This is a genomic window from Burkholderia sp. ZZQ-2, assembly GCF_050768715.1.
Taxonomy (GTDB): Bacteria; Pseudomonadota; Gammaproteobacteria; order Burkholderiales; family Burkholderiaceae; genus Burkholderia; species Burkholderia cepacia.
The window spans coordinates 1-23,227 of record NZ_LDVA01000028.1 but is presented as its reverse complement, the minus strand read 5'-3'; the positions used below and the strand labels follow the sequence as shown (position 1 = coordinate 23,227).

General features: G+C 69.0%; 21 protein-coding genes. 12 read left to right on the top strand and 9 right to left on the bottom strand.

The features are described 5' to 3' along the window. Positions 1-167 precede the first annotated feature (167 nt). The 4 genes from prpB to prpF all read left to right on the top strand — a co-directional run bounded on the left by prpB (position 168) and on the right by prpF (position 6,244). Entirely contained in the window at positions 168-1,061 is an 894-nt protein-coding gene (gene prpB / locus ABY44_RS00735; protein ID WP_027790337.1) for a methylisocitrate lyase, read from the top strand. Positions 1,062-1,176: 115 nt separating this feature from the next. After that, the gene (gene prpC / locus ABY44_RS00730) at positions 1,177-2,349 is read left to right on the top strand and encodes a bifunctional 2-methylcitrate synthase/citrate synthase (RefSeq protein WP_031400290.1); all 1,173 of its coding nucleotides are present in this window, start codon (positions 1,177-1,179) and stop codon (positions 2,347-2,349) included. A gap of 82 nt (positions 2,350-2,431) precedes the next feature. Further along, a complete protein-coding gene (acnD, locus tag ABY44_RS00725; protein ID WP_059693071.1) occupies positions 2,432-5,026 on the top strand; it encodes a Fe/S-dependent 2-methylisocitrate dehydratase AcnD in 2,595 nt (864 codons plus the stop codon). A 24-nt stretch (positions 5,027-5,050) separates the two neighbouring features. After that, a complete protein-coding gene (gene prpF, locus ABY44_RS00720) occupies positions 5,051-6,244 on the top strand; it encodes a 2-methylaconitate cis-trans isomerase PrpF (protein ID WP_059693069.1) in 1,194 nt (397 codons plus the stop codon). A gap of 58 nt (positions 6,245-6,302) precedes the next feature. Here prpF and ABY44_RS00715 read toward each other — a convergent pair whose 3' ends face one another. The 7 genes from ABY44_RS00715 to ABY44_RS00685 form a co-directional block, all read right to left on the bottom strand. Next, complete coding sequence (locus ABY44_RS00715; protein WP_059693067.1) at positions 6,303-7,241, bottom strand: alpha/beta hydrolase; 939 nt, start codon at positions 7,239-7,241, stop codon at positions 6,303-6,305. A gap of 38 nt (positions 7,242-7,279) precedes the next feature. Then, the gene (locus ABY44_RS00710) at positions 7,280-8,434 is read right to left on the bottom strand and encodes an acyl-CoA dehydrogenase family protein (protein WP_060174021.1); all 1,155 of its coding nucleotides are present in this window, start codon (positions 8,432-8,434) and stop codon (positions 7,280-7,282) included. 38 nt (positions 8,435-8,472) lie between these two features. After that, positions 8,473-9,795, bottom strand: a complete 1,323-nt coding sequence (locus tag ABY44_RS00705) for an MFS transporter (RefSeq protein WP_060174020.1) — start codon at positions 9,793-9,795, stop codon at positions 8,473-8,475. Positions 9,796-9,805: 10 nt separating this feature from the next. Further along, positions 9,806-10,858 carry a porin gene (locus ABY44_RS00700; protein WP_060174019.1) on the bottom strand — a complete coding sequence of 351 codons (1,053 nt, stop codon included), beginning with the start codon at positions 10,856-10,858 and terminating at the stop codon, positions 9,806-9,808. 85 nt (positions 10,859-10,943) lie between these two features. Continuing rightward, positions 10,944-11,744 (bottom strand): enoyl-CoA hydratase/isomerase family protein, encoded by an 801-nt coding sequence (locus ABY44_RS00695; RefSeq protein ID WP_081072784.1) that lies wholly within the window; start codon positions 11,742-11,744, stop codon positions 10,944-10,946. Further along, complete coding sequence (locus ABY44_RS00690) at positions 11,741-12,961, bottom strand: CaiB/BaiF CoA transferase family protein (RefSeq protein ID WP_060174018.1); 1,221 nt, start codon at positions 12,959-12,961, stop codon at positions 11,741-11,743. The genes ABY44_RS00695 and ABY44_RS00690 overlap by 4 nt, the downstream gene beginning before the upstream one ends. Before the next feature lie 79 nt (positions 12,962-13,040). Further along, complete coding sequence (locus tag ABY44_RS00685; RefSeq protein ID WP_060174017.1) at positions 13,041-13,823, bottom strand: crotonase/enoyl-CoA hydratase family protein; 783 nt, start codon at positions 13,821-13,823, stop codon at positions 13,041-13,043. 134 nt (positions 13,824-13,957) lie between these two features. On the opposite strand from ABY44_RS00685, the gene ABY44_RS00680 reads away from it, so the two are divergent. The 3 genes from ABY44_RS00680 to ABY44_RS00670 all read left to right on the top strand — a co-directional run bounded on the left by ABY44_RS00680 (position 13,958) and on the right by ABY44_RS00670 (position 16,230). Beyond that, the gene (locus ABY44_RS00680; protein WP_060174016.1) at positions 13,958-14,725 is read left to right on the top strand and encodes an IclR family transcriptional regulator; all 768 of its coding nucleotides are present in this window, start codon (positions 13,958-13,960) and stop codon (positions 14,723-14,725) included. A gap of 86 nt (positions 14,726-14,811) precedes the next feature. Then, a complete protein-coding gene (locus ABY44_RS00675; protein WP_060174015.1) occupies positions 14,812-15,864 on the top strand; it encodes a CaiB/BaiF CoA transferase family protein in 1,053 nt (350 codons plus the stop codon). A 117-nt stretch (positions 15,865-15,981) separates the two neighbouring features. Continuing rightward, positions 15,982-16,230, top strand: coding sequence for a type II toxin-antitoxin system Phd/YefM family antitoxin (locus tag ABY44_RS00670; RefSeq protein WP_060174014.1), 249 nt, complete (start codon positions 15,982-15,984; stop codon positions 16,228-16,230). 185 nt (positions 16,231-16,415) lie between these two features. Here ABY44_RS00670 and ABY44_RS00665 read toward each other — a convergent pair whose 3' ends face one another. Then, complete coding sequence (locus ABY44_RS00665; RefSeq protein WP_011353771.1) at positions 16,416-16,859, bottom strand: PaaI family thioesterase; 444 nt, start codon at positions 16,857-16,859, stop codon at positions 16,416-16,418. A gap of 271 nt (positions 16,860-17,130) precedes the next feature. Here ABY44_RS00665 and ABY44_RS00660 point away from each other — a divergent pair, with 271 nt between their 5' ends. Beyond that, the gene (locus tag ABY44_RS00660) at positions 17,131-18,750 is read left to right on the top strand and encodes a methyl-accepting chemotaxis protein (RefSeq protein WP_060174013.1); all 1,620 of its coding nucleotides are present in this window, start codon (positions 17,131-17,133) and stop codon (positions 18,748-18,750) included. Here the strand turns inward: ABY44_RS00660 and ABY44_RS00655 are convergent. Beyond that, entirely contained in the window at positions 18,723-19,832 is a 1,110-nt protein-coding gene (locus ABY44_RS00655) for an AGE family epimerase/isomerase (RefSeq protein WP_027790352.1), read from the bottom strand. The genes ABY44_RS00660 and ABY44_RS00655 overlap by 28 nt on opposite strands. A 114-nt stretch (positions 19,833-19,946) precedes the next feature. Between ABY44_RS00655 and ABY44_RS00650 the strand changes: the two genes are divergently transcribed. The 4 genes from ABY44_RS00650 to ABY44_RS00635 all read left to right on the top strand — a co-directional run bounded on the left by ABY44_RS00650 (position 19,947) and on the right by ABY44_RS00635 (position 23,130). Further along, positions 19,947-20,645: an MgtC/SapB family protein gene (locus ABY44_RS00650; protein WP_059693051.1), complete on the top strand. Its 699-nt coding sequence runs from the start codon at positions 19,947-19,949 to the stop codon at positions 20,643-20,645. 92 nt (positions 20,646-20,737) lie between these two features. Continuing rightward, positions 20,738-22,186, top strand: coding sequence for a flagellar hook-length control protein FliK (locus ABY44_RS00645; protein WP_431640735.1), 1,449 nt, complete (start codon positions 20,738-20,740; stop codon positions 22,184-22,186). 175 nt (positions 22,187-22,361) lie between these two features. After that, complete coding sequence (locus tag ABY44_RS00640; RefSeq protein ID WP_006481665.1) at positions 22,362-22,517, top strand: hypothetical protein; 156 nt, start codon at positions 22,362-22,364, stop codon at positions 22,515-22,517. Positions 22,518-22,650: 133 nt separating this feature from the next. After that, the gene (locus ABY44_RS00635; RefSeq protein WP_060083820.1) at positions 22,651-23,130 is read left to right on the top strand and encodes a GNAT family N-acetyltransferase; all 480 of its coding nucleotides are present in this window, start codon (positions 22,651-22,653) and stop codon (positions 23,128-23,130) included. Positions 23,131-23,227: the final 97 nt, after the last annotated feature.

Here is a 23,227-nt window from a genome sequence, read left to right as displayed (position 1 = left end):
GGTCGATTATGCGCGCGCGATTTCATTTTTGAAACATGAAATTGCTGAATTGAAATCGCCGGGTGCGGCATCGCCCGTGCCGGTTGCTTAAGAATCAGAGGGTTAGCGACATTCCGCGAGCTGGCCCGGTCCTTGCTGTTATCGGGCATTCCATCAGGAGGCCGTTCATGAGCAACACGCATCTTCAGAGCGCCGGCGCGAAATTCCGCGCGGCAGTCGCGGCCGAGCAGCCGCTGCAGGTGGTCGGCGCGATCACCGCGTACGCGGCCAAGATGGCGCAGGCCGTCGGCTTCAAGGCCGTGTACCTGTCGGGCGGCGGCGTCGCCGCGAACTCGCTCGGAATCCCCGACCTCGGCATCAGCACGATGGAAGACGTGCTGATCGACGCGAACCGGATCACCAACGCGACCGACCTGCCGCTGCTGGTCGACATCGATACGGGCTGGGGCGGCGCGTTCAACATCGCGCGCACGGTGCGCTCGTTCATCAAGGCCGGCGTCGCGGCCGTGCACCTGGAAGACCAGGTCGGCCAGAAGCGCTGCGGCCACCGTCCGGGCAAGGAAGTCGTGCCGGCCGACGAAATGGTCGATCGCATCAAGGCCGCGGTCGACGCGCGCACCGACGATCAATTCGTGATCATGGCGCGCACCGACGCCGCCGCCGCCGAAGGGATCGATTCGGCGATCGAGCGCGCGGTGGCCTATGTCGAGGCCGGCGCGGACATGATCTTCCCGGAAGCGATGAAGACGCTCGACGACTACCGCCGCTTCAAGGCGGCCGTGAAGGTGCCGATCCTCGCGAACCTGACCGAGTTCGGCTCGACGCCGCTGTTCACGCTCGACGAGCTGCGCGAGGCGAACGTCGACATCGCGCTGTACTGCTGCGGCGCGTATCGCGCGATGAACAAGGCCGCGCTGAACTTCTACGAGACGCTGCGCCGCGACGGCACGCAGAAGGCGGCCGTGCCGACGATGCAGACGCGCGCCGAGCTGTACGACTTCCTCGGCTATCACGAATACGAGCGCAAGCTCGACGAGCTGTTCGCGCAGGGCAAGAAGTAACGCGGCCCGCGCGCCGGGCACGATTCCCGGCACGCCTTGCATGAAACCGGGCCGCGCGCACCCGTGCCGCGCCCGGCGGACATGACACCCACGATACATATTGGAGAACGGAAAGATGAGCGAGACGAAAGACGCAGCAGCACCGGCCGCCGCAGGCGCATTCAAGCCGAAGAAGTCGGTGGCGCTGTCGGGCGTGACGGCCGGCAACACGGCGCTGTGCACGGTCGGCAAGACCGGCAACGACCTGCACTATCGCGGCTACGACATTCTCGACGTCGCCGAGTCGTGCGAATTCGAGGAAATCGCGCACCTGCTCGTTCACGGCACGCTGCCGAACCTGACCGAACTGGCCGCTTACAAGACCAAGCTGCGTGCGCTGCGCGGCCTGCCGAACGCGCTGAAGGCCGCGCTCGAGCAGATCCCGGCGTCCGCGCACCCGATGGACGTGATGCGCACGGGCGTGTCGGTGCTCGGCACCGTGCTGCCGGAGAAGGACGACCACAACCTGCCGGGCGCGCGCGACATCGCCGACCGCCTGATGGCATCGCTCGGTTCGATGCTGCTGTACTGGTATCACTTCTCGCACAACGGCAAGCGCATCGAGACGGAAACCGACGACGACTCGATCGGCGGCCACTTCCTGCACCTGCTGCACGGCAAGACGCCGTCGAAATCGTGGGTCGAGGCGATGCACACGTCGCTGATCCTGTACGCGGAGCACGAATTCAACGCGTCGACGTTCACCGGCCGCGTGATTGCGGGCACGGGCTCGGACATCTACTCGGCGATCACCGGCGCGATCGGCGCGCTGCGCGGGCCGAAGCACGGCGGCGCGAACGAAGTCGCGTATGAAATCCAGAGCCGCTACAGCTCGCCGGACGACGCCGAAGCCGACATCCGCCGCCGCGTCGAGAACAAGGAAGTCGTGATCGGCTTCGGCCACCCGGTCTACACGATCTCCGATCCGCGCAACAAGGTGATCAAGGGCGTCGCGCACAAGCTGTCGAAGGAAGCGGGCGACCTGAAGCTGTACAACATCGCCGAGCGCCTCGAATCGGTGATGTGGGAAGCGAAGAAGATGTTCCCGAACCTCGACTGGTTCAGCGCGGTGTCGTATCACATGATGGGCGTGCCGACCGCGATGTTCACGCCGCTGTTCGTGATCTCGCGCACGTCGGGCTGGAGCGCGCACATCATCGAGCAGCGCATCGACAACAAGATCATCCGCCCGAGCGCGAACTACACCGGTCCGGAAGACCTGCAGTTCGTGCCGATCGAGAAGCGCTGAAACGCCCGCCGCGCGCGCCGGCGCCCGTGATGCGGGCCGCCGGCGCGCGCGGAACGTCTTACCCCGAATTCCGCCCCACATCATGAATACCGCCAACCGCAAACCCCTGCCCGGCACGTCGCTGGACTATTTCGACGCGCGCGCCGCGGTCGACGCGATCGCGCCCGGCGCCTACGACACGCTGCCGTACACGTCGCGCGTGCTCGCCGAAAACCTCGTGCGCCGCTGCGATCCGGCGATCCTCGCCGATTCGCTGAAGCAGATCATCGAGCGCAAGCGCGAACGCGACTTCCCGTGGTTCCCGGCGCGGGTCGTGTGCCACGACATCCTCGGGCAGACGGCGCTCGTCGACCTCGCGGGCCTGCGCGACGCGATCGCCGATGGCGGCGGCGACCCGGCGAAGGTGAACCCGGTCGTGCCGGTGCAACTGATCGTCGACCACTCGCTCGCCGTCGAATGCGGCGGCTTCGATCCGGACGCGTTCGCGAAGAACCGCGCGATCGAGGATCGCCGCAACGAGGATCGCTTCCACTTCATCGAGTGGACGAAGAAGGCGTTCGAGAACGTCGACGTGATCCCGCCGGGCAACGGCATCATGCACCAGATCAACCTCGAGAAGATGTCGCCGGTGATCCAGGCGCAGGACGGCGTTGCGTACCCGGACACCTGCGTCGGCACCGACAGCCACACGCCGCACGTCGACGCGCTCGGCGTGATCGCGATCGGCGTCGGCGGTCTCGAAGCGGAGAACGTGATGCTGGGTCGCGCGTCGTGGATGCGCCTGCCCGACATCGTCGGCGTCGAGCTGACCGGCAAGCGCCAGCCCGGCATCACCGCGACCGACATCGTGCTCGCGCTGACCGAATTCCTGCGCAAGGAAAAGGTGGTCGGCGCGTATCTGGAATTCCGTGGCGAAGGCGCGGCGAGCCTCACGCTCGGCGATCGCGCGACGATCTCGAACATGGCGCCCGAATACGGCGCGACGGCCGCGATGTTCTTCATCGACGGCCAGACGACCGACTACCTGCGCCTCACCGGCCGCAGCGACGAGCAGGTGAAGCTCGTCGAGACCTACGCGAAGGCGGCGGGCCTGTGGGCCGATACGCTGAACGATGCGCAGTACGAGCGCACGCTGACGTTCGACCTGTCGAGTGTGGTGCGCAACATGGCCGGCCCGTCGAACCCGCACAAGCGGCTGCCGACGTCCGACCTCGCCGCGCGCGGGATCGCCGGCCAGTGGGAAGAGAAGGCGGGCGAGATGCCCGACGGCGCGGTGATCATCGCCGCGATCACGAGCTGCACGAACACCAGCAACCCGCGCAACGTGATCGCGGCTGCCTTGCTCGCGCGCAACGCGAACGCGAAGGGCCTTACGCGCAAGCCGTGGGTGAAGAGCTCGCTCGCGCCCGGCTCGAAGGCGGTCGAGCTGTACCTGGAAGAAGCGAACCTGCTGCCCGAACTCGAGAAGCTCGGCTTCGGCATCGTCGCGTTCGCGTGCACGACCTGCAACGGGATGTCGGGCGCGCTCGACCCGAAGATCCAGCAGGAAATCGTCGATCGCGACCTGTACGCGACGGCCGTGCTGTCCGGCAACCGCAACTTCGACGGCCGCATCCACCCGTATGCGAAGCAGGCGTTCCTCGCGTCGCCGCCGCTCGTCGTCGCGTATGCGATCGCTGGCACGATCCGCTTCGACATCGAGAAGGACGCGCTCGGCCACGACCCGGACGGCAAGCCCGTCACGCTGAAGGACATCTGGCCGACCGACGAGGAGATCGATGCGATCGTCGCGTCGAGCGTGAAGCCCGAGCAGTTCCGCAAGGTCTACGAGCCGATGTTCGCGCGCAGCGCCGATGCGGGCGAGCGCGCGGCGCCGCTGTACGACTGGCGCCCGCAGAGCACGTACATCCGCCGTCCGCCGTACTGGGAAGGCGCGCTGGCCGGCGAACGCACGCTGCAGGGCATGCGCCCGCTCGCGGTGCTCGGCGACAACATCACGACCGACCACCTGTCGCCGTCGAACGCGATCCTGCTGGACAGCGCGGCCGGCGAATACCTCGCGAAGATGGGCCTGCCGGAAGAAGACTTCAACTCGTACGCGACGCACCGGGGAGACCACCTGACCGCGCAGCGCGCGACCTTCGCGAACCCGACGCTGATCAACGAGATGGCGGTGGTCGACGGCGCGGTGAAGAAGGGCTCGCTCGCGCGCGTCGAGCCGGAAGGCAAGGTGATGCGGATGTGGGAAGCGATCGAGACGTACATGAATCGCAAGCAGCCGCTGATCGTCGTGGCCGGCGCCGACTACGGCCAGGGCTCGTCGCGCGACTGGGCCGCGAAGGGCGTGCGGCTCGCGGGCGTCGAGGCGATCGCCGCCGAAGGCTTCGAGCGGATCCACCGCACGAACCTGATCGGGATGGGCGTGCTGCCGCTCGAGTTCAAGCCCGGCACGAACCGGACGACGCTCGGCATCGACGGCACCGAAACCTTCGACGTGATCGGCGAGCGCACGCCGCGTGCCGACCTGACGCTCGTGATTCACCGCAAGAACGGCGAGCGCGTCGAGGTGCCGATGACGTGCCGGCTCGATACGGCGGAGGAAGTGTCGATCTACGAGGCGGGCGGCGTGCTGCAGCGCTTCGCGCAGGACTTCCTCGAATCGTCGCAGGCGGCCTGACGGGCCTACGGAGAGAACACGGACATGGCTCACATTCCTCAAATCAGGGTTCCCGCGACCTATATCCGCGGCGGCACCAGCAAGGGTGTGTTCTTCCGGCTGCAGGACCTGCCGGACGCCGCGCAGGCGCCGGGCGCCGCGCGCGACGCGCTGCTGCTGCGTGTGATCGGCAGCCCCGATCCGTACGGCAAGCAGATCGACGGGATGGGCGGCGCGACGTCGTCCACCAGCAAGACGGTGATCGTGTCGAAGAGCACGCGGCCCGGCCACGACGTCGACTACCTGTTCGGGCAGGTCGCGATCGACAAGGCGTTCGTCGACTGGACCGGCAACTGCGGCAACCTGTCGGCGGCCGTCGGCCCGTTCGCGATCGGCGGCGGGCTCGTCGATCCGTCGCGCGTGCCGCGCGACGGCATCGCGACCGTGCGGATCTGGCAGGCGAACATCGGCAAGACGATCGTGGCGCACGTGCCGATCGTGAACGGCGCGGTGCAGGAGACGGGCGACTTCGAGCTGGACGGCGTCACGTTCCCGGCCGCGGAAGTGCAGCTCGAATTCATGGATCCGGCCGCCGAGGAGGAAGGCGCGGGCGGGTCGATGTTCCCGACCGGCAATCTCGTCGACGATCTCGCGGTGCCGGGCGTCGGCACGCTGAAGGCGACGATGATCAACGCGGGCATCCCGACGATCTTCGTCGAGGCGGAAGCGATCGGCTATACGGGCACCGAGCTGCAGGACGCGATCAACGGCGATGCGAAGGCGCTCGAGAAGTTCGAGACGATCCGTGCGCACGGCGCGCTGCGCATGGGCCTGATCGACACGCTCGACGAAATCGCGACGCGGCAGCATACGCCGAAGATCGCGTTCGTCGCGAAGCCGGCCGATTACGTCGCGTCGAGCGGCAAGCGCGTGAACGCGGGCGACGTCGATCTGCTGGTGCGCGCGATGTCGATGGGCAAGCTGCACCACGCGATGATGGGCACGGCGGCGGTCGCGATCGGCACGGCCGCGGCGATCCCCGGCACGCTCGTCAACCTGGCGGCGGGCGGCGGCGAACGCAACGCGGTGCGCTTCGGGCATCCGTCGGGCACGCTGCGCGTCGGCGCGGAAGCGCAGCAGCAGGAGAACGGCGAGTGGACCGTCACCAAGGCGATCATGAGCCGCAGTGCGCGCGTGCTGATGGAAGGCTGGGTGCGGGTGCCGGGCGACGCGTTCTGATCGTCGCCGGCGGTATCGGCGCAGATGCGGGCGGCTTCGGCCGCCCGCGTCGTTTTCGTCAGCCGTGCAGGAAGCGGCGCAGCGCGTCGTGGCTCAGGCGGCGCGCCGTTTCGGCGATGCGCGCGCCGGGCACGATGTCGAAACCGTGCACGCCGCCGGGCAGCACGTGCAGTTCGGTCGGCACGCCCGCGCGGAGCAGGCGCCGCGCATAGTCGAGGTTTTCGTCGAGGAACAGGTCGAGCGAGCCGACCGACAGGAACGCGGGCGGCAGGCCGTCGAGCCGCGTGGCGCGCGCGGCGGCCGCGTAGGGCGACACGCCGTCGATGCCCGGCGCGTGACCGAGCAGCGAGGTCCAGCCGAACCGGTTGTTGGCCGCGTGCCAGACGAACTCGCCGGCATGCGGGTGCGGCGTGCGCGTGCAGGTGCGATCGTCGAGCATCGGGTAGATCAGATGCTGGAACGCGAGCCGGTATTCGCCGCGGTCGCGGGCCAGCAGCGCCAGCGACGCGGCGAGTCCGCCGCCCGCGCTCTCGCCCGCCACGCCGATCCGCGACGCATCGATGCCGAGCGTATCGGCATGGCGGAAGACCCACGCGAGCGCCGCGTAGCAATCCTCGATCGCGCCGGGAAACACGGTTTCCGGCGCGAGCCGGTAGTCGATCGAGATCAGCGCGCAGCCGAGCTGCGTCACGAGCGACCGGTGCACCGCCTCGAGATCCTTCGCCTTGCCGCGCACGAAGCCGCCGCCATGCAGGTGAACGATCGCCGGAAGTGGCCGCACGTGATGGTCGGGCAGGTAGACGAGGACCGGGACGTCCGGCGCACCGGCGGGGCCGGGCACCGTGCGGTGTTCGAGCGTGCTGCCGGCCAGGTCGGGCGGCGGCAGCGGCAGCACGCGTTCGCGCGACTGCGCGAGGTTGTCGATGCCGAGCGTGACGGTCGGCCAGGTCTCGAGCAGCGGGCGGATTTCGGGGTCGACGAGATGCAGGGTGTCCAACGCATGGCTCCATCGTGAAGGTGGGCGGTGCACCGCGGTCAGAGCGCGCTGCGCGCGATGACCCAGCGGTGCACCTCGGTCGGGCCTTCGAAGATGCGCATCAGCCGCGCTTCGCTGGCCATCTGCTGCAACGGCATTTCCTTCGTCATGCCCATCGCGCCGAGCGTCTGCATCGCATGATCGATGACGCTCGACGCCATTTCGGTGGCGAACACCTTGACCATCGAGATCTGCGTGCGTGCATCCTGCCCGGCATCCACGCGCACGGCCGCTTCGTAGGTCATGAGGCGGCACGCGTGGATCTGCGTGAGCGCGTCGGCGACCCACCACTGGACCGCCTGGCGCTCCGCGAGCGGCACGCCGAAGGTCTTGCGCTGTTTCGCATGGTCGCACAGCATCGCGACCGCGCGCTCGGCGCGGCCGATGCACCATGCGGCCATCTCCAGCCGCCGGTTCGCGAGCCGTGCCTGCATCGGCGCGAAGCCGGCACCTTCCTGGCCCAGCAGTTGCGCGGCCGGAACGCGGCAGTCGTCCAGCACGATTTCGTAGGTCGACAGCCCGCCGATCATCGGGATCCGCCGTTCGATGATGAAGCCGGGCGTGTCGCGGTCGACGATGAACGCCGACATGCCGCCGCGCTTGCCCTTGCTTCGATCGGTGAGCGCCATCACGATCGTCCAGTCGGCTTCGGGCGCGTGGCTGATCCAGATCTTCCGTCCGTTCAGCACCCAGTTGTCACCGTCGCGCACGGCCGTCGTCGACAGCGCGCCCGGGTCCGAGCCGGCGCCCGGTTCGGAGATCGCCATCGCGGCACGCGTGACGCCGCGGGCGTACGGTTCGAGATAACGCGCGCGCTGCGCGTCGTCGGCCACGTCGCACAGCATCCGCAGGTTCGGCGAATCGGGCGGCAGGATGTACGGCGTCACGGTCGTGCCGATCGCTTCGTTGACGCCGACCATCGCGACGGCCGGCAGGTCCGAGCCGCCGGCGTCGAGCGGCGCGTCGAGGCCCCACAGGCCGAGCTGCCGGGAACGCTCGTCGAGGTGGGCGCGTTCTTCGTCGAGCAGCCCGAAGCGCTGGCCGTCGGCCTCGCGAGCCATGACCGCTGCTTCGAGCGGGATCAGCTCGTCCTGCACGAAACGTGCGACGAGGTCGCGGATCATCCGGTGTTCGAGTTCAAGGTCGAAATTCATGGGAGTCGATGAGGGTGAGTAAAGGGAGGCCGATGCCGTCAGCCGGCGTTCGCGCGCGACACCGCGCGGGTGCGCAGCGTGCCGAGCAAGGCGACGGCGCCGGCCGCGAGCAGCGCGGCGTTGAAATAGAGGCCGCCGCGCATCGACCCGGTGGCCGTGTTGAGCACGCCCATCAGGAACGGGCTCGCGAACCCGCCGATCGCGCCGGACATCGTGATCGCCGCGATCGCGACCGCCATCGAGCGCTTCGGCAGCGCGAGCCCCGGCAGCACCCAGAACGCGGGCAGGGCCGCGGCGTGCGTGGCGACCGCGACGCAGAGCGCGATCATCAGGTGTGATGTGCCGGCGGTGCTCGCCAGCCCGGCGAGCGAGGCCGCGCACGCGAGCATCGCGACCGCGCCGTGCCCGCGCCATTCGCGCCGCCGCTCGGTGCGCCAGCCCATCGCGAGCATGCCGACGATGCCGCACAGGTAGGGCAGCGCGGACAGCACCCCGATCCGCATCGCGCCATGCAGGCCGCCGCGATGCAGGATCACGGGCATCCAGAACACGAGCGCGTAGCCGGCGGCTGCGATCGCGAAATTGGCTGCGCACAGCAGCCAGAAATCGCGGTGCGCAAGCAGCGGCCGTGCCGCGTTCGCGTCCGGTGTGGCGGCTTCGGCGTGCGCGTGCGCGGCGCGCAGCGCGGCCTTGTCGGCGTCCGACAGCCAGCGCGCGTCGTCCGGCCGGTCGTCGAGAAAGCGCAGCGCGACGAGGCCGAGCACGCTGCTCGGCAGCCCTTCGACGAGGAACAGCCACTGCCAGCCGCTCAGGCCGGCGGCGCCGTCGAAGAACGAGAGGATGGCGCCCGACACGGGGCCGGCGATCAGCCCGGCGAGGTACAGCGCGGTCATGAACAGCGCGAACGCCTTCGCGCGCTGCCGCGGCGGATACCACGCGCCGAGATAGAACAGGATGCCGGGGAAGAAGCCGGCCTCGAACACGCCGAGCAGGAAGCGGCACGCGTAGAACTGCGCGGGCGTCGTGACGAACATCGTCGCGGCCGAGCCGAGCCCCCACAGCACCATGATTCGGGCAATCGTCTTGCGTGCGCCGATCCGCGCCAGCAGCGCGTTGCTCGGAATCTCGAACGCCATGTAGCCGATGAAGAAGATGCCCGCGCCGAGCCCGTAGACGGCGTCGGAGAAGTGCAGTTCGCCGGCCATCTGCGCGTGCGCGAAACCGATGTTGATCCGGTCGATGAACGACAGCGTGTAGCAGAGGATCAGGAACGGCAGCAGCCGGCGCGAGATCCGCCGGTAGAGCGCCTGCGTCGCGTGATCGCCGGCGGCGGCCGCGTGAGTGGAAAGGGTCGGGGTCATGGACACTCCGTCAGAAGCGGTGGGCGATGCCGAGCGCGAACACCTGCCCGGTGCCGCCCGGTTGCGGCTGCAGGCCGACGACGACCGTGTTGCGGGCGCCGCCGCCGTTCTTCACGTACAGATAGCGGGCGTAGAGCGACGTGCGCTTCGACAGCGGATGGTCGTAGCCGACGCCGAGCGCGGTCGCGTCGTTCGCCGAGCCTTTCACGTCGCGACGCACGACCGAGACGAGCACGCGATCGAGCGCGCCGACGTTGATCGACGCGCCGGCGCTCGCGGTCGAGAACGCCGGCAGGTGCGCCGCCGTGCCGACGCCGTACAGGAACGCGGCGTACAGCTTGACGCGCGCGAATGCGTAGTTGGCCGCGAACACGTAGTGGCGCGTCGTCGACGGCGAGACGACGGGCGCCAGGTTGCCGGCCGACGTGTCGCCCTGGAAGCCGGCGCCGAGATAGAGCCCGCCGATCCGGTACTGGAGCCCGGCGCCGTAGTTGCGCCCGGCCTGCGTGGACAGCGCGTTGGGCGTCGGAAAGCCGTACGTGGCCATCACGCGCAGGCCGTTCCAGTCGGGGCTCAGGTACGACGCTGCCTGGTTGAAGCGTGGAATCGGCGGCGTCGTGTTGCTCGTGATCGTGTCCGTCGACGTCGCGAGCAGCGCGAGCGGCGACAGCCGTTCGTTGAGCCCGAACGGATCGCCGTCGTACACGACGTAGAACGCGGGCGTGTATTGGCGGCCGAGCCGAAGGTCGCCGTAGCGCGTGTTCTGCAGCGACACGTAGGCCTGCCGGTAGAACAGCGTGCCGCCCTGGAACGATCCGTCGGCCGGCGAGAAGCCGCTTTCCAGCACGAACTTCGTCGACGTGCCGCCACCGAGATCCTCGACGCCCGTCAGTCCGATGCGGCTCGTCGACGATCCGCCGCCGCTTTGCCGCAGGCTCGACAGGCTGCCGACGCGGTCGAATTCGACGTAGCTGTCGACGATCCCGTACAGCGTGACCGACGATGCGTGCGCCGACGTGGCGCTCAGCACGCACGCGCCGATCAGGAATGCTTTCCGTTGCATGAAGGTGTCTCCGTTCCATGTCTTGTTGTGGCGCGCCCGCGTTCTGGGAGCGGTTGCGCGCGGGGTGCCGCCGTGCCGCGTCGGTTCAGCGCCCCTTGAATACCGGCTTGCGTTTCTCGAGAAACGCGCGGGCGCCCTCGATCCGGTCCTCGCTCGCGTAGACGTCGGGGCCGACGTCCAGCCGCAGCGCGGCGGCCGCCGGCAGCCCCTGGCTGCGTGTCGCGGTTTCCTTGATGCGGCGGATCGTGAGCGGCGCGTTTTCGGAGATCGTCCGCGCCAGTTCGCGCACGGTGTCGTCGAGCGCGGGGGCGGGGACGACGCGGTTCAGCAAGCCGACGCGCTGCGCCTCGTCTGCGTCGAGGCGGCGGCCCGTGAACAGCAGCTCCATCGCGATCGCGCGCGGCAGCAGGCGCGGCAGCAGCACGCTCGCGAAGTTCGCGCCCATCCCGACGCGCGCCTCGGGCAGCGCGAAGGTCGCGTGATCGGCGGCGATCCGCAGGTCGCACGCGAGCGCGATTTCAAAGCCGCCGCCGACGGCGAAGCCGTTGATGGCCGCGATGGTCGGCTTGCGCAGTTCCAGGATCAGCTCGTGCACGTTGCGGGCGAGCCCGCGCATCGGCCGCATCCCGCGAATCTCGGGATCGCCGAGATCGACGCCCGCGCTGAATGCGCGCTCGCCCGCGCCGCGGATCACGATGACGCGGATCGCCGGGTTGTCGTCGAGCGTGACCAGTTCGTCGCACAGGAGCCGGATCGCGTCGGCGGACAGCGCGTTGGCGACGTGCGGGCGATGGATCGTCAGCCACGCGATGCCGTCGTCGTCGTTGCGCAGGATCGACGGGGCGTCGTCGCCCGTCAGCGAGGAAAATGCGCCCGGCGTGGTCATGACGCGCTCCCGGCAGCATTCGCGCGCGTGTCGTGGAGCACGCCCGCCTGCCGCAACGCATCCCGGCGCGCCGCGTCGATACCGAACGCGTCGAGCACGGCGTCGGTGTCGGCGGCGAACGGCTGCGGCGGCCGGCGTATCGATCCGGGCGTACGGGAAAGCTTGGCGGGGATGCCTGCGCCGATGTACGTGTCGGTGTCGACGAACATCGCGTTGCGAGCGGTTTGCGGATGGCCGAACGCGTCGGCGACGGTGTTCACCGGCCCCGTCGCGACGCCCGCGTGCATCAGCCGCTCGACGACCTCGTCGGCGCGGAGTTCGGCGGTCAACTGGCCGAGCAGCGTGTCGAGCGCATCGCGATGCGCGACGCGCTGCGCGTTGGTCGCGAAGCGTGGATCGCGCGCCAGCTCCGGCACGCCGAGCGCTTCGACGAGCCGCGCAAACGTGCGGTTGTTGCCGGCGCCGGTCGCGACCGGCTTGTCCTTGCACGGATAGACGCCGTACGGCGCGATCGCGCCGTACACGTTGCCGGTCGCGACGGGAACCTCGCCGGTCGCCATCCAGCTCGTGCTGACCGGATGCAGCATCGACAGCGCCGTGCTGAACAGGTCGATGTCGACGTGCTGGCCGAGGCCGGAGCGCGTCCGTTCGACCAGCGCAAGCAGGACGCTCGATACGGCGCTCATGCCGGCCGCGAAGTCGACGACCGGAAACGGCACCTTGAGCGGCATGCCGCCCGGCTCGCCGTTGATCGACATGAAGCCGGCGAGGCCCTGCGCGACGGCGTCGTAGCCCGGAAACCGCGCGAGCGGGCCGTCGGTGCCGTATCCGGAGATCGAGCAGTGGACGAGGCGCGGAAAGCGCTCGCGCAGGCAGTCTTCGTAGCCGATGCCCCAGCGTTCGAGCGTGCCCTGCTTGAAGTTGTCGACCAGCACGTCGGCTTTCTCGAGCAGGCGGAACAGCACGTCGCGTCCGTCGGGATGCGACAGGTCGAGCGCGAGATTGAGCTTGTTGCGGTTGAGCCCCCAGTAGTAGCTGGAGAGGCCGTTCGGCATCGCGGGGCCCCAGTCGCGCGTTTCGTCGCCCTGCGGCGGTTCGATCTTGATGACGTCCGCGCCGTGGTCGGCGAGTGTCTGCGCGCAGAACGGCCCCGCATAGACGCGGCTCAGGTCCACCACACGCACGCCCGCGAGCGCGCCTTCGTTACTGCTGGTCATGACGATGTCTCCTTCGATGGGGATGCGATGCGCCGGCAGACCGGCACGCGCCGGCTGCACGGCCGTGATGCGTCGGGGTTCAGCCGCGTGCGGCGAAGAGTGCGTCGACCGCCGCGCGATGTTCCGGGGTCGCGTGCGCGAACGCCTGATACGACGCCGACAGGTCGAGCACCGTGTCGAGGCTTGCATGGCGGCTTTCGCGCAGCAGGCGCTTGGTCAGGCGCAACGCGGTGCCCGAGTGGCGGGCGATGCGGCCGGCCAGTTCGTGGGCGTGCGCGAGGAGGTCACCGTCGGGCACGACGCGCGACACGAGCCCGCAGCGCAGCGCGGCCTGCGCATCCAGTGCATCGCCCGTGAACGACATTTCCGCGGCGACGGCGGCGCCGACGATCTGCGGCAGGAACCACGCGCCGCCGTCGCCCGGCACGAGGCCGAGGGCGATGAAGCTCTCGGCGAAGCGCGCGCGGTCGGCGGCGATGCGGATGTCGCACATGCACGCGAGGTCGGTGCCGGCGCCGATCGCCGGGCCGTTGACCGCCGCGATGGCCGGCACCTCGAGTTGCTGGAACGCCCGTGCAAGGCGCTGAATGCCGCGGCGGTAGCCGGACCGGATCGCGGCAAGGTCGTGCGACTCCGATTCCATGAATGCGCGCATCGCCTTCACGTTGCCGCCCGACGAGAACGTCGTGCCGGCGCCGGTCAGGACCAGCACGCGGATCGACTCGTCGCGGTTCGCGTCGTCGCAGCATTCGGTCAGTGCGTCGATCGCATCGGTGTCCGAAATGGCATTGCGGGTTTCGGGACGGTTCATCGTGACGGTCAGGATCGGGCCCTGCCGTTCACGGATCAGAAAGGCTGCCATGATGTCTCCGTGTGTTCTGTGCCGCGGGGCTTCACGCCGCGGGCCGAAGCCTAGTATCGTCACGACGGTTGGCGGCGGGAAATTCCGTTCCACATATGTGGAAGGCCCGTCCCGGTTGCAGCGGAGAGGGCGGGATGAGCGGAAACGTGGTCAAGAGCGCGGCGCGCGTGTTCGAGGTGCTGGAACTCTTCAGCGCATTGCAGCGGCCGCTGAGCGTGCGCGAGATCGCCACGCGTTGCGGGTATCCGGGGTCGAGCGCGGCGGCGCTGCTGACCAGCATGAAGGCGCTCGGCTATCTTTCGTACGACGACGCAACCCACGCGTATGCGCCGACCGCACGGCTCGTCAACCTCGGCGAAGCGCTCGTCGATTCGGCGGCCGGCAGCCGGCGGCACTGGCATGCCGTCGCGAAACGGCTGGCGCTGCGCACGCACGAGGCGGTCGTGATCGCGGTGCAGAGCGACCTGTACGTGCAGTACATCGACGCGGTCGAGGGCTCGCATACGATTCCGATCCAGTTCTACGCGCCGATCGGCACGCGTCGCGAGATCTGCATGTCGGGGCTCGGCTGGGCGCTGCTGAGCCTTCAGCCGGACAGCACGATCCGCCGGCTCGTATCGCGCAGCATTCGCCGGATCGGGAAATCGGGCAGGACGATCGACGAGGACGTCGTGCTCGACAAGGTCGAACAGACGCGCCGGCTCGGTTATTCCTATTCGGCGCATACGGTCACGCAGGGCGCCGCGATGATCTCGATGGTGATCGCGGACGGCTGGAACGGCCTGCCGCTGGCCATGGGCGTGGCCGGGCCCGTCGAGCGGATCGACGCGCGTCGCGACGCGATCGTGCGGGCGATGCGCGAGGCGCTGGACGCGCAGCGTCCGGATGCGGCGGCCGGCTAGCCGGGCGAGGCCGGCGCACGCAGGCATTCGCATAGAATCGGGCGGTTTCGCCGCTCTTGTCCCGACTGCATTTCAGCGAGGCTGTCATGTCATTGAACGCGCCGCTTTCCGGCATCCACATCATCGAATTCGAAGGTCTCGGCCCCGGCCCGCTCGCGGGCTGGATGCTCGCGGGGATGGGGGCGCGGATCACGCTGATCGCGCGCCCGGCCGGCCGCACGAGCGCGCCGGACGCATTGAAGGCCCGCGACGGCGACCTGCTGCGCGAAGGCAAGACGATCGTCGAACTCGACCTGAAGTCGCCGGCCGGCCGCGAGGCCGCGCTCGACCTGATCGCGCGGGCCGATGCGCTGATCGAGGGCCTGCGGCCCGGCGTGATGGAGCGGCTCGGCCTCGGGCCTGAAGATTGCGCGCGCCGCAATCCGAAGCTCGTGTACGGCCGGATGACCGGCTGGGGCCAGCACGGCCCGCTTGCCGCCGCGGCCGGGCACGACCTGAACTACGTCGCGCTGACGGGGCTGCTGTCGCTGTCCGCGCCGCGCGACGGCCGGCCGGGGTTGCCGCCGACCGTCGTCGGCGATGCGGGCGGCGCGCTCGGGCTCGTGTTCGGGATCGTCTGCGCGCTGTTCGACGTGCGCGGCGGCGGGCCGGGGCGGGTGGTCGACGGCGCGATCGTCGACATCGTGTCGATGCTCGGTTCGCTCGCGCTGTGGGCGCGCGCGAACGGGCAGCTCGACGGCGCACAGCCGAGCCTGTTCCACGATGCGCCGTTCTACGACGTGTATCGCTGCGCGGACGGCGAGTGCGTGACGATCGGCGCGCTCGAGCCCCCGTTCTACGCGCTGCTGGTCGAACGGCTCGGGCTGACCGACGTCGATCCGGCATCGCAGTACGACCGCGCACGCTGGCCCGCGCTGAAGGCGCGTTTCGCCGACGTGTTCGCGCAGCAGCCGTCCGCGTACTGGCGCGCGCTGCTCGAAGGCACCGACGTGTGCTTCGCGCCGCTGCTGAGCGTGGCGGATGCGGTCGCGCATCCGCATAACGTCGCACGCGGGATCTATCGAACGGACGAGAACGGCAACGTGCGGGCGCGGGTGGCGCCGCGGTTTTTGCCGCTGGCGGGGGATGAGGCCGAGTAGCGCGTCGAAGCTCGCGGTGAGGGAGCAAACCCGGCGTTATCGTGAGGGCATTCTGGATAGAGCTAAAGTTGGTACCGAACAAGGTACGGTGAAATCTCGATCGAATCAGGAGCGGACATGCCCCACACCATTCTGGCCGGCGTGACGGCGAGCGTTTCGGAGCTGAAGCGGAACCCGACGGGAACCGTGGCGGCGGCGAGGGCTTCCCGGATCGCGATCCTGAACCACAACGAACCGGCGTTTTACTGCATCCCGGCGAAGACATGGGAGGCGATGGTCGAACGTCTCGAGGATATCGAAGACAACGCGCTCGTCGATTCGCGCGCCAACGGGAAAGTCGTCAAGGTCAAACTGGTTGACCTTTGAGTTCGCGTTGCTCGAACCCGCGTTGAAGGCGTGGAAGAAGCTCGACCGCACCGTTCGCGATCGGTTCGAGGCGAGACTTGCCGAACGGCTCGAAAATCCTCGCATTCCTTCGGCCAGGCCGTGCGACACGCGCCGTGGCTTCGGCGTTTCGCGGCTTGTCTCGTCGAACCGGCTGGTGCCGCCCGTCAGGCCGTCTCTTCCGGCGCATCCGGCATCTTCCCGTCGCCGACGCGGTTGATCGTGCCTTGCGCGATCGCGACGAGCCGTTCGTGATCGCCGTCGATGACGAACACGTGACACTGACAGGTCGCCTGGTGCCGGCCCGCGTACACGAGCTTCGCGCGCGCGACGAGCGTGCCGTTCACGGCCGGCCGCAGATAGTTGATCTTGTATTCGGCCGTAATCACGCGCGGGCCCAGCACGAGCGCGCCGGCGAACGTCAGCGCGTTGTCCGCCAGGTAGCTGATGACGCCGCCGTGCACGAACCCGTGTTGCTGCCGCAGTTCCTCGCGCACGGGCAGGCACAGCGACACTTCGTTGTCGCCGATATGCATCAGCTCCGTGCCCAGCAGCATGCTGAACGGTTGCGCGCGCAATGCGCCGCGCGCGTGATCCGTGATGTCGGTCATCGAACTTCCTTCGAAATGAGCGCCCGCTTGCGCTGAACTCTAGGAAGGGGGCTGCGGATAAGCAAGGAAATTCGTCCGCATTTCGTGCAAATTCCGGCGCGATGCGACGCGATTATTGCGTCGAATACCGAAGATCCCCCGGTTTGTCGGCGATTCCGCGGGAATGCAGGAGCAACGTGAACTTTGCCGTCTCCCGGTCCTAAAGTCCGACGAAGAAATGCCGCTAATGCCGGGGCATTGCCTCATCGTCCGCTTTCCAGGAATCTCCCCCATGTTCGGAAAAATCAAGCTCGCGTCGGGTCTGCTCGGCGTGTTGACCGTGTTCTGCCTTTTCCTGTTCGCGATCGAGGCGCTCGGCTTCTGGGCGCTCACGTCGACGCGCAGCGGCGTCGACGACCTGTCGAACGTCGCGATCACGCAGGTCGGCGCGGCGAGCCAGGCCACCCAGCAACTGCTCGACGCGCGCATCAACCTGTCGCGCGCCGGCACGCGGATGGTGCGCGGCGGCCCGAAGCCGGACGACATCATCCGCCATGCCGGCGCGTCGCTCGCGGAAGCCGACAAGGCGTTCGCCGCGCTGACGGCCGTGCAGCCGGTCGACGAGACCAACCGCGCGCGCGTCGCGGCGCTCACCGAGCGCTATCGCGCGCTGCGCGGCGCGCTGGGCGAACTCGTGCAGTTCCTCGACGCCGACAACATCCAGGCATTCCTCGACCAGCCGACGCAGGGCATCCAGGACGCCTATATCGCCGAGCTGCGCCGCTTCACCGACTACGGCGGCACATCGAGCCGCTCGGCGCTCGATACGATCGACGGCGGCATGCTGTGGTTCAAGTCGGTCGGCATCGTGCTGCTGGTGGCGATGCTCGTGGCGAGCGCGGCGATCTACGCGGCCGCGCGGCGCGCGGTCGTCGCGCCGCTGGAAGAAGCCGGCCGCCATTTCGAGCGGATCGCGCAGGGCCGGCTCGATGAAGTCGTGCGGGCAGGCGGCGTGTTCGAGATCGACCGGATGCTGCGCGGCCTCGCGACGATGCAGACGAGCATCGCGGGCACCGTGCGCACGGTGCGCCAGGCGTCCGATGCGATCCACCTCGGCGCGGGCGAGATCGCGGGCGGCAACGCCGACCTGTCGGCGCGCACCGGCACCCAGGCCGCGTCGCTCGAGGAAACGGCCGCGAGCATGGAGGAGCTGACGGCAACCGTCCGTCAGAACACCGACAGCGCACGTGCGGCGAGCGCGCTGGCCGACGCGGCGCTCGAGGCGACGAGCCACGGCGGCGGCGTGGTCGACAGCGTGATCGACCGGATGCGCGGCATCGCGCAGAGCTCGGGGCGGATCGCGGAGATCATCTCGGTGATCGACGGCATCGCGTTCCAGACCAACATCCTGGCGCTGAACGCGGCCGTCGAGGCCGCGCGGGCCGGCGAACAGGGCCGCGGCTTCGCGGTCGTCGCGGGCGAAGTGCGCTCGCTCGCGCAGCGCAGCGCGCAATCGGCGAAGGAGATCAAGGCGCTGATCGAGGATTCGGTCGCGCAGATCAACGGCGGCGCGGAGCTCGTCGAGCGCGCCGGCGAAGCGATGCGGACGGTGTCGACGTCGATCACGCGCGTCGTGCAGACGATGTCCGAGATCACCTCGGCGTCGGTCGAGCAGAGCGTCGGGATCGAGCAGGTGAACCAGGCCGTCACGCAGATGGATCAGCTCACGCAGCAGAACGCGGCACTGGTCGAGGAGGTCGCGGCGGCGGCCGCGTCGCTGAACGACCAGACCGCGCACCTGATGCAGGCCGTGTCGGTATTCGAACTGGGCGACGGCCGTGCCGCACGCGACGAACGCGCGGCGCCGTCGTTCGCCGGGACGGGTTACGAACCGGCCGGCAGCGCCGCGTAGGCGGTCGCGAGGTGGTAGGGCGTCGTCGACGGCATGTCGGCGCGCGACACCTGCCCGTCAGCCGTCTTGCACTCGAACCAGCCGCGCGGATGCAGGAAGCGCGCGGCGAAGCGTTCGATCTGCCGCGCGAGCGGCGCGGAGGCCGGCGTGCCGCCGTGCGTCGCGAGCGCGCGCAGGTACTCCGTCTGCGCCCAGATCCGCTGCGTGCCGTCGACGCACGCGCCTTGCGCATCGAGCGCCGCGCAGACGCCGCCCGTCTGCGGATCGACACCGTATTGCTCCGCAAAGCCGAACGCGCGCGACAGCGCAGCGGGGAGCCCCGTTTGCGCGAGCCGCGCGCCGGCCGCATCGACCAGATAGAACCACTCGAACTGATGACCGGGCTCGAAACGGTTGTCTGCCGCGCCGAGCGGCAGCTCGGCCACGCAGCCGGTCGCCGCGTCGACGAACGTGCGCTCGACGGCCTGCGCGGTGTGCGCGAGCGCGTCGTCGAACGCCGCGTCGCCGAATGCATCGGCAGCCGCGAGCCAGGCTTCGGTCAGGTGCATCAGCGGATTCTGCAGCGCCCCGCTGCCGGATGACGAGAAATCGGCGTGGCGCGCCGCATCGAGCAGCGCGTCGCCGGGATGCGGCGCGAAACGGTCGCGGATCAGCGCGGCGGTCTCCTCGGCCGTCGTGCGCGCGGCGGCGTCGCCCGACGCCGCGTACCAGGCGGCACACGCGAACACGATGAATGCGTGCGTATAGAGATCCTTGGTCGTGTCGAGCGGCGCGCCCTGCGCGTCGACGCTGTAGATCCAGCCGCCGTGGCGTGTGTCGCGAAAGCGCCGGCCCAGCGCGTCGAACAGCGTGGCTGCGTGCGCGGTGTCGCCGGCCTGCGCGAACACGAACAGTTGCCGTGCGCACGCCATTGCGCGATAACGGGTCACGGGCAGCGGCGCGTGGGTGGCCGGATCGACGGCTTCGAACGGCAGCTGCAATGTCTGGTCGAACCCTGAACCCCGCCAGATCGGCAAGACGACGTGCGCGAAATGGTGGCGCAGCTGGGCGGCCTGGGCGGAAGCGGAGTCGGAAACGGACATGACGGGGTTGAGCGCTGGGTTCGAAACGTGTCGGCGCGGCCCGGAGGATCGGCGCGGCCGGGGCCAAGGATAAAACATTCCGCGCGGCCGGCACCAAAAAAGGAGATAAATCGCATGCTGAGCAACCTGGAACTCGTGATGCGGCTCGTTCTCGCGGCGGCGCTCGGCAGCGTCATCGGCTTCGAGCGCGAGCGCCTGTCGTGGGCCGCCGGCCTGCGCACGCACATGCTCGTCTGTGTCGGTTCGACGCTGATCATGATCGTGTCGGCGTTCGGTTTCGCCGACGTGCTCGGCAGCAGCGACCACATCATGCTCGATCCGTCGCGGATCGCCGCGCAGGTCGTGTCGGGCATCGGCTTCCTCGGCGCGGGTTCGATCCTGCTGCGCGGCGAGATCGTGCGCGGGCTGACGACTGCCGCGAGCCTGTGGTCGGTCGCCGCGATCGGCCTTGCGGTGGGCGGCGGGCTGTACGTCGCGTCGATTTCGGCGACGATCATCATCCTGATCATCCTGGCCGGCATCAAGCCGCTGGAGCGGCGCTATTTCACGGTGCGGCAGCGCCGCCAGGTCGCGCTGACGGTCGTGAGCGGCACGCTGAACTTCGATTCGCTGCATGCGGCACTCGGCCCGGACAGTGCGCGCGTGAAGCAGTTCATCGTGCAGCGTGCCGACGACACGGGCGAGCACGACGAGGTGCGCATCGCGCTCGCGCGGGTGTCGGCGCTCGAATACCAGGCGATCTGCGACAAGCTGCGCGCGCTGAAGGGCGTGACGCGTTTTGAAGAGGGCAACGGGCTGTCGGGCGACGAATAGGCTGAATCGGCAACGGGGCATGCGACAATGGCCGACCACCGATTCCGTTCGACATCCGGTTCCGTGTTCGCGGGCCCCGCTATCCGATTTCCATGACCGAATCCGTTTCCTCGCCTCGCTCCCGTTCCCGTTCCAATCGTTCGTCGGCCCGTTCCCGCCAGCGCTCGGCTGCTGCCGCGGGGAGTACGTCCGCGAGGGCGACGGCGCGGTCCGGCAGTGTGCCGGCCGCCGACACGTCGCGGGACGAGCGAACGCTCGACCTGTTCGGCGATCCGGTGTTGGAGCCGGGCGAACGCGTGCCGGTTGCGGTTCGCGACGAAGCGGGGGCGCAGGCCGATGCAGCGGTCGATATCGCGGACGATGTGGCCTCCGGGCGGCAGCCGGCGCTGGACGGGTTCGGTGCGCGGGAAGGGGCGGGCGCGGCGGCACATGCGGAAGCGGTAGAGGGCGCGGTGACGCCGGAAGTCGCGACGGTGGCCCATGGCGTTTCGGTGCCGCAAGGTGAGGAGGTTGCAGATGCCGACATCGTGCCGGCCTCCGGGGCTGTTGCGATGAAGGCGGTCGATATTCCGCTGGCTGGTGATATTGCAACGAAATCCGCCGATGTGCCCGCGGCCGACGCCGTCACGATGGCGGCGACCAGGCTGCAGGCGGCCGATGATACGGCGCCGAAGGTGGCCGAAGCGCAAGCAGCTGGCGGTGAAGTCGAGCAGGCTGTTGTCGCCGCTGCTGCCGCCGTCAAATCCCGCGAAGGGCGATCTTCCGGCGACGCCGTGAAGGAGCGTCGTGCGTCGTCGGGCGGCAAACGTCGGGCGACTGCCGGGGCAAGCGACGCGACAGCAGAGCGATCTGCGCCAGTCGTGACGAGCGTCGACACGGCGCGAGCGGCGGTCGGGGCGAGCCCGGCACCGGACGCGGTGTCGATCGTTGAGCCGCAGGCGTCGGCGGAGCCGACCAAGCCGGCAATCGCCGCGAACCCGGCGAACCCGGCGAACCCGGCGAACACGGCGAACACGGCGAACACGGCGAACACGGCGAATATTGCGAAGGCCGTGGACGCCGCGCCGCACCCCGACACCACCGTATCCCCTGCCACCCAGCCGATGGCTTCCGCTGCGTCCTTTGTCACGAAGCCGTCGGTGGAGCGCGCGCAACCGGCCGCGCCGGTCTTCGATCCGGATACGCACCTGCGCCCGCTGACAGACCGCCTCGCCGCGCTGCAGGCCGACGTCGACGGTTTGACGCGCACCGCCGATCGCGAGATGCGCCGCGTCAACCGCCTGCTGCTGGCCTTGGCCGTCGTCGTGCTGGCCGGGCTCGTTGCGCTGGTGCTTCAGACGCGGCAGATCGCGCACCTGAAGCAGGACGTCGCCACGAAGCAGCAGCGGATCGATCGCCTCGCGGCCGATCTGTCGACGCAGCAGGCAACGCTGATGACGCTCGAGGAGCATCACGAGGCGCTTCTGTCGCAAGTCGACCGGCTCCAGCGCAACGCGAATCGCGAGGCGGCCGTCGCGAAACGTGCGCACCGCACGCGCTAATCGTTTCGACCCTATCCTGGGAGCCCGACGGAGCAAGGATCGCGGTTCCGCGTCGGCGATCAGGCGCCGCGCGCATGCGGCAAATGGATGCGGTGCGCTGGCAGAGTTCAGGGAAAACCCTTAGAATAGCGTCCATCTAAGGGAAAACCCTAGCCACGTCTGTCAGGAGTCTCACATGAGCTTCATCCTCGCCCTGCTGCAAAAGATCGACGACCTCTTCGTGTCGCCCCACCTGCCGCTCGACGCCGAATACTCGTACGCTGCGCGTCGTGCCGAAGCCGAGCGCGTGCGCCGTGCGCACCTCGTGCCGATCGTCCTGTATCGTCGCTGATTCGCTGATTCGCTGATTCGCGGCCAGCGCGGCCCCCGCCGCACTTGCCTGCCCGCTTTCCGCCGCCGCATCGCGCGCCGGCGCGACCGTCCCGCTACACTGGAAGTCCGAATCCGTTCACGGTGACCGGGCCATGCTGCAGATGCGGCCGATGACGGCCAGAGAATTCCACGCGTACCGTACGCGAGCCATTGACGGCTACGCGCGCGATCTCGTCTCATCCGGACAAAATGCTGTCGAAGACGCGACCAGTCGGGCGCGCGCCTGTTTCGACACGCTGCTGCCGGATGGCTTGCGGACCTCCGGCCAGACCCTCGTCGTGCTCGTCGACACCGCCAGCGGCGACGCGGTGGGCGACCTCTGGTACGCGATCGTGCCCGAAGGGCCGAACCGCACGCTGTTCATCTACGACCTCGACATCGTCCCGTCCCGGCGTCGCCAGGGCTGGGCCACACGCACGCTCGATGCGCTCGACGCCGAGGCGCGCCGCTACGGCATCACCGAGATCGGGCTATCGGTGTTCAATCACAACACGGCGGCCCGCGCGCTGTATCGTGCGTGCGGCTTCGCGCCGATCACGACGACATTGATCAAGCCGGTCATTCCGGGCTGAATCGGCTGGCAGGCGCTCAGCTGGTACTTGCGGTCAACCGGGTACGTTGCGGGCGGCCTGCACCGTCCACACTCCCGATCCTTCCTGCTCGCCGAGC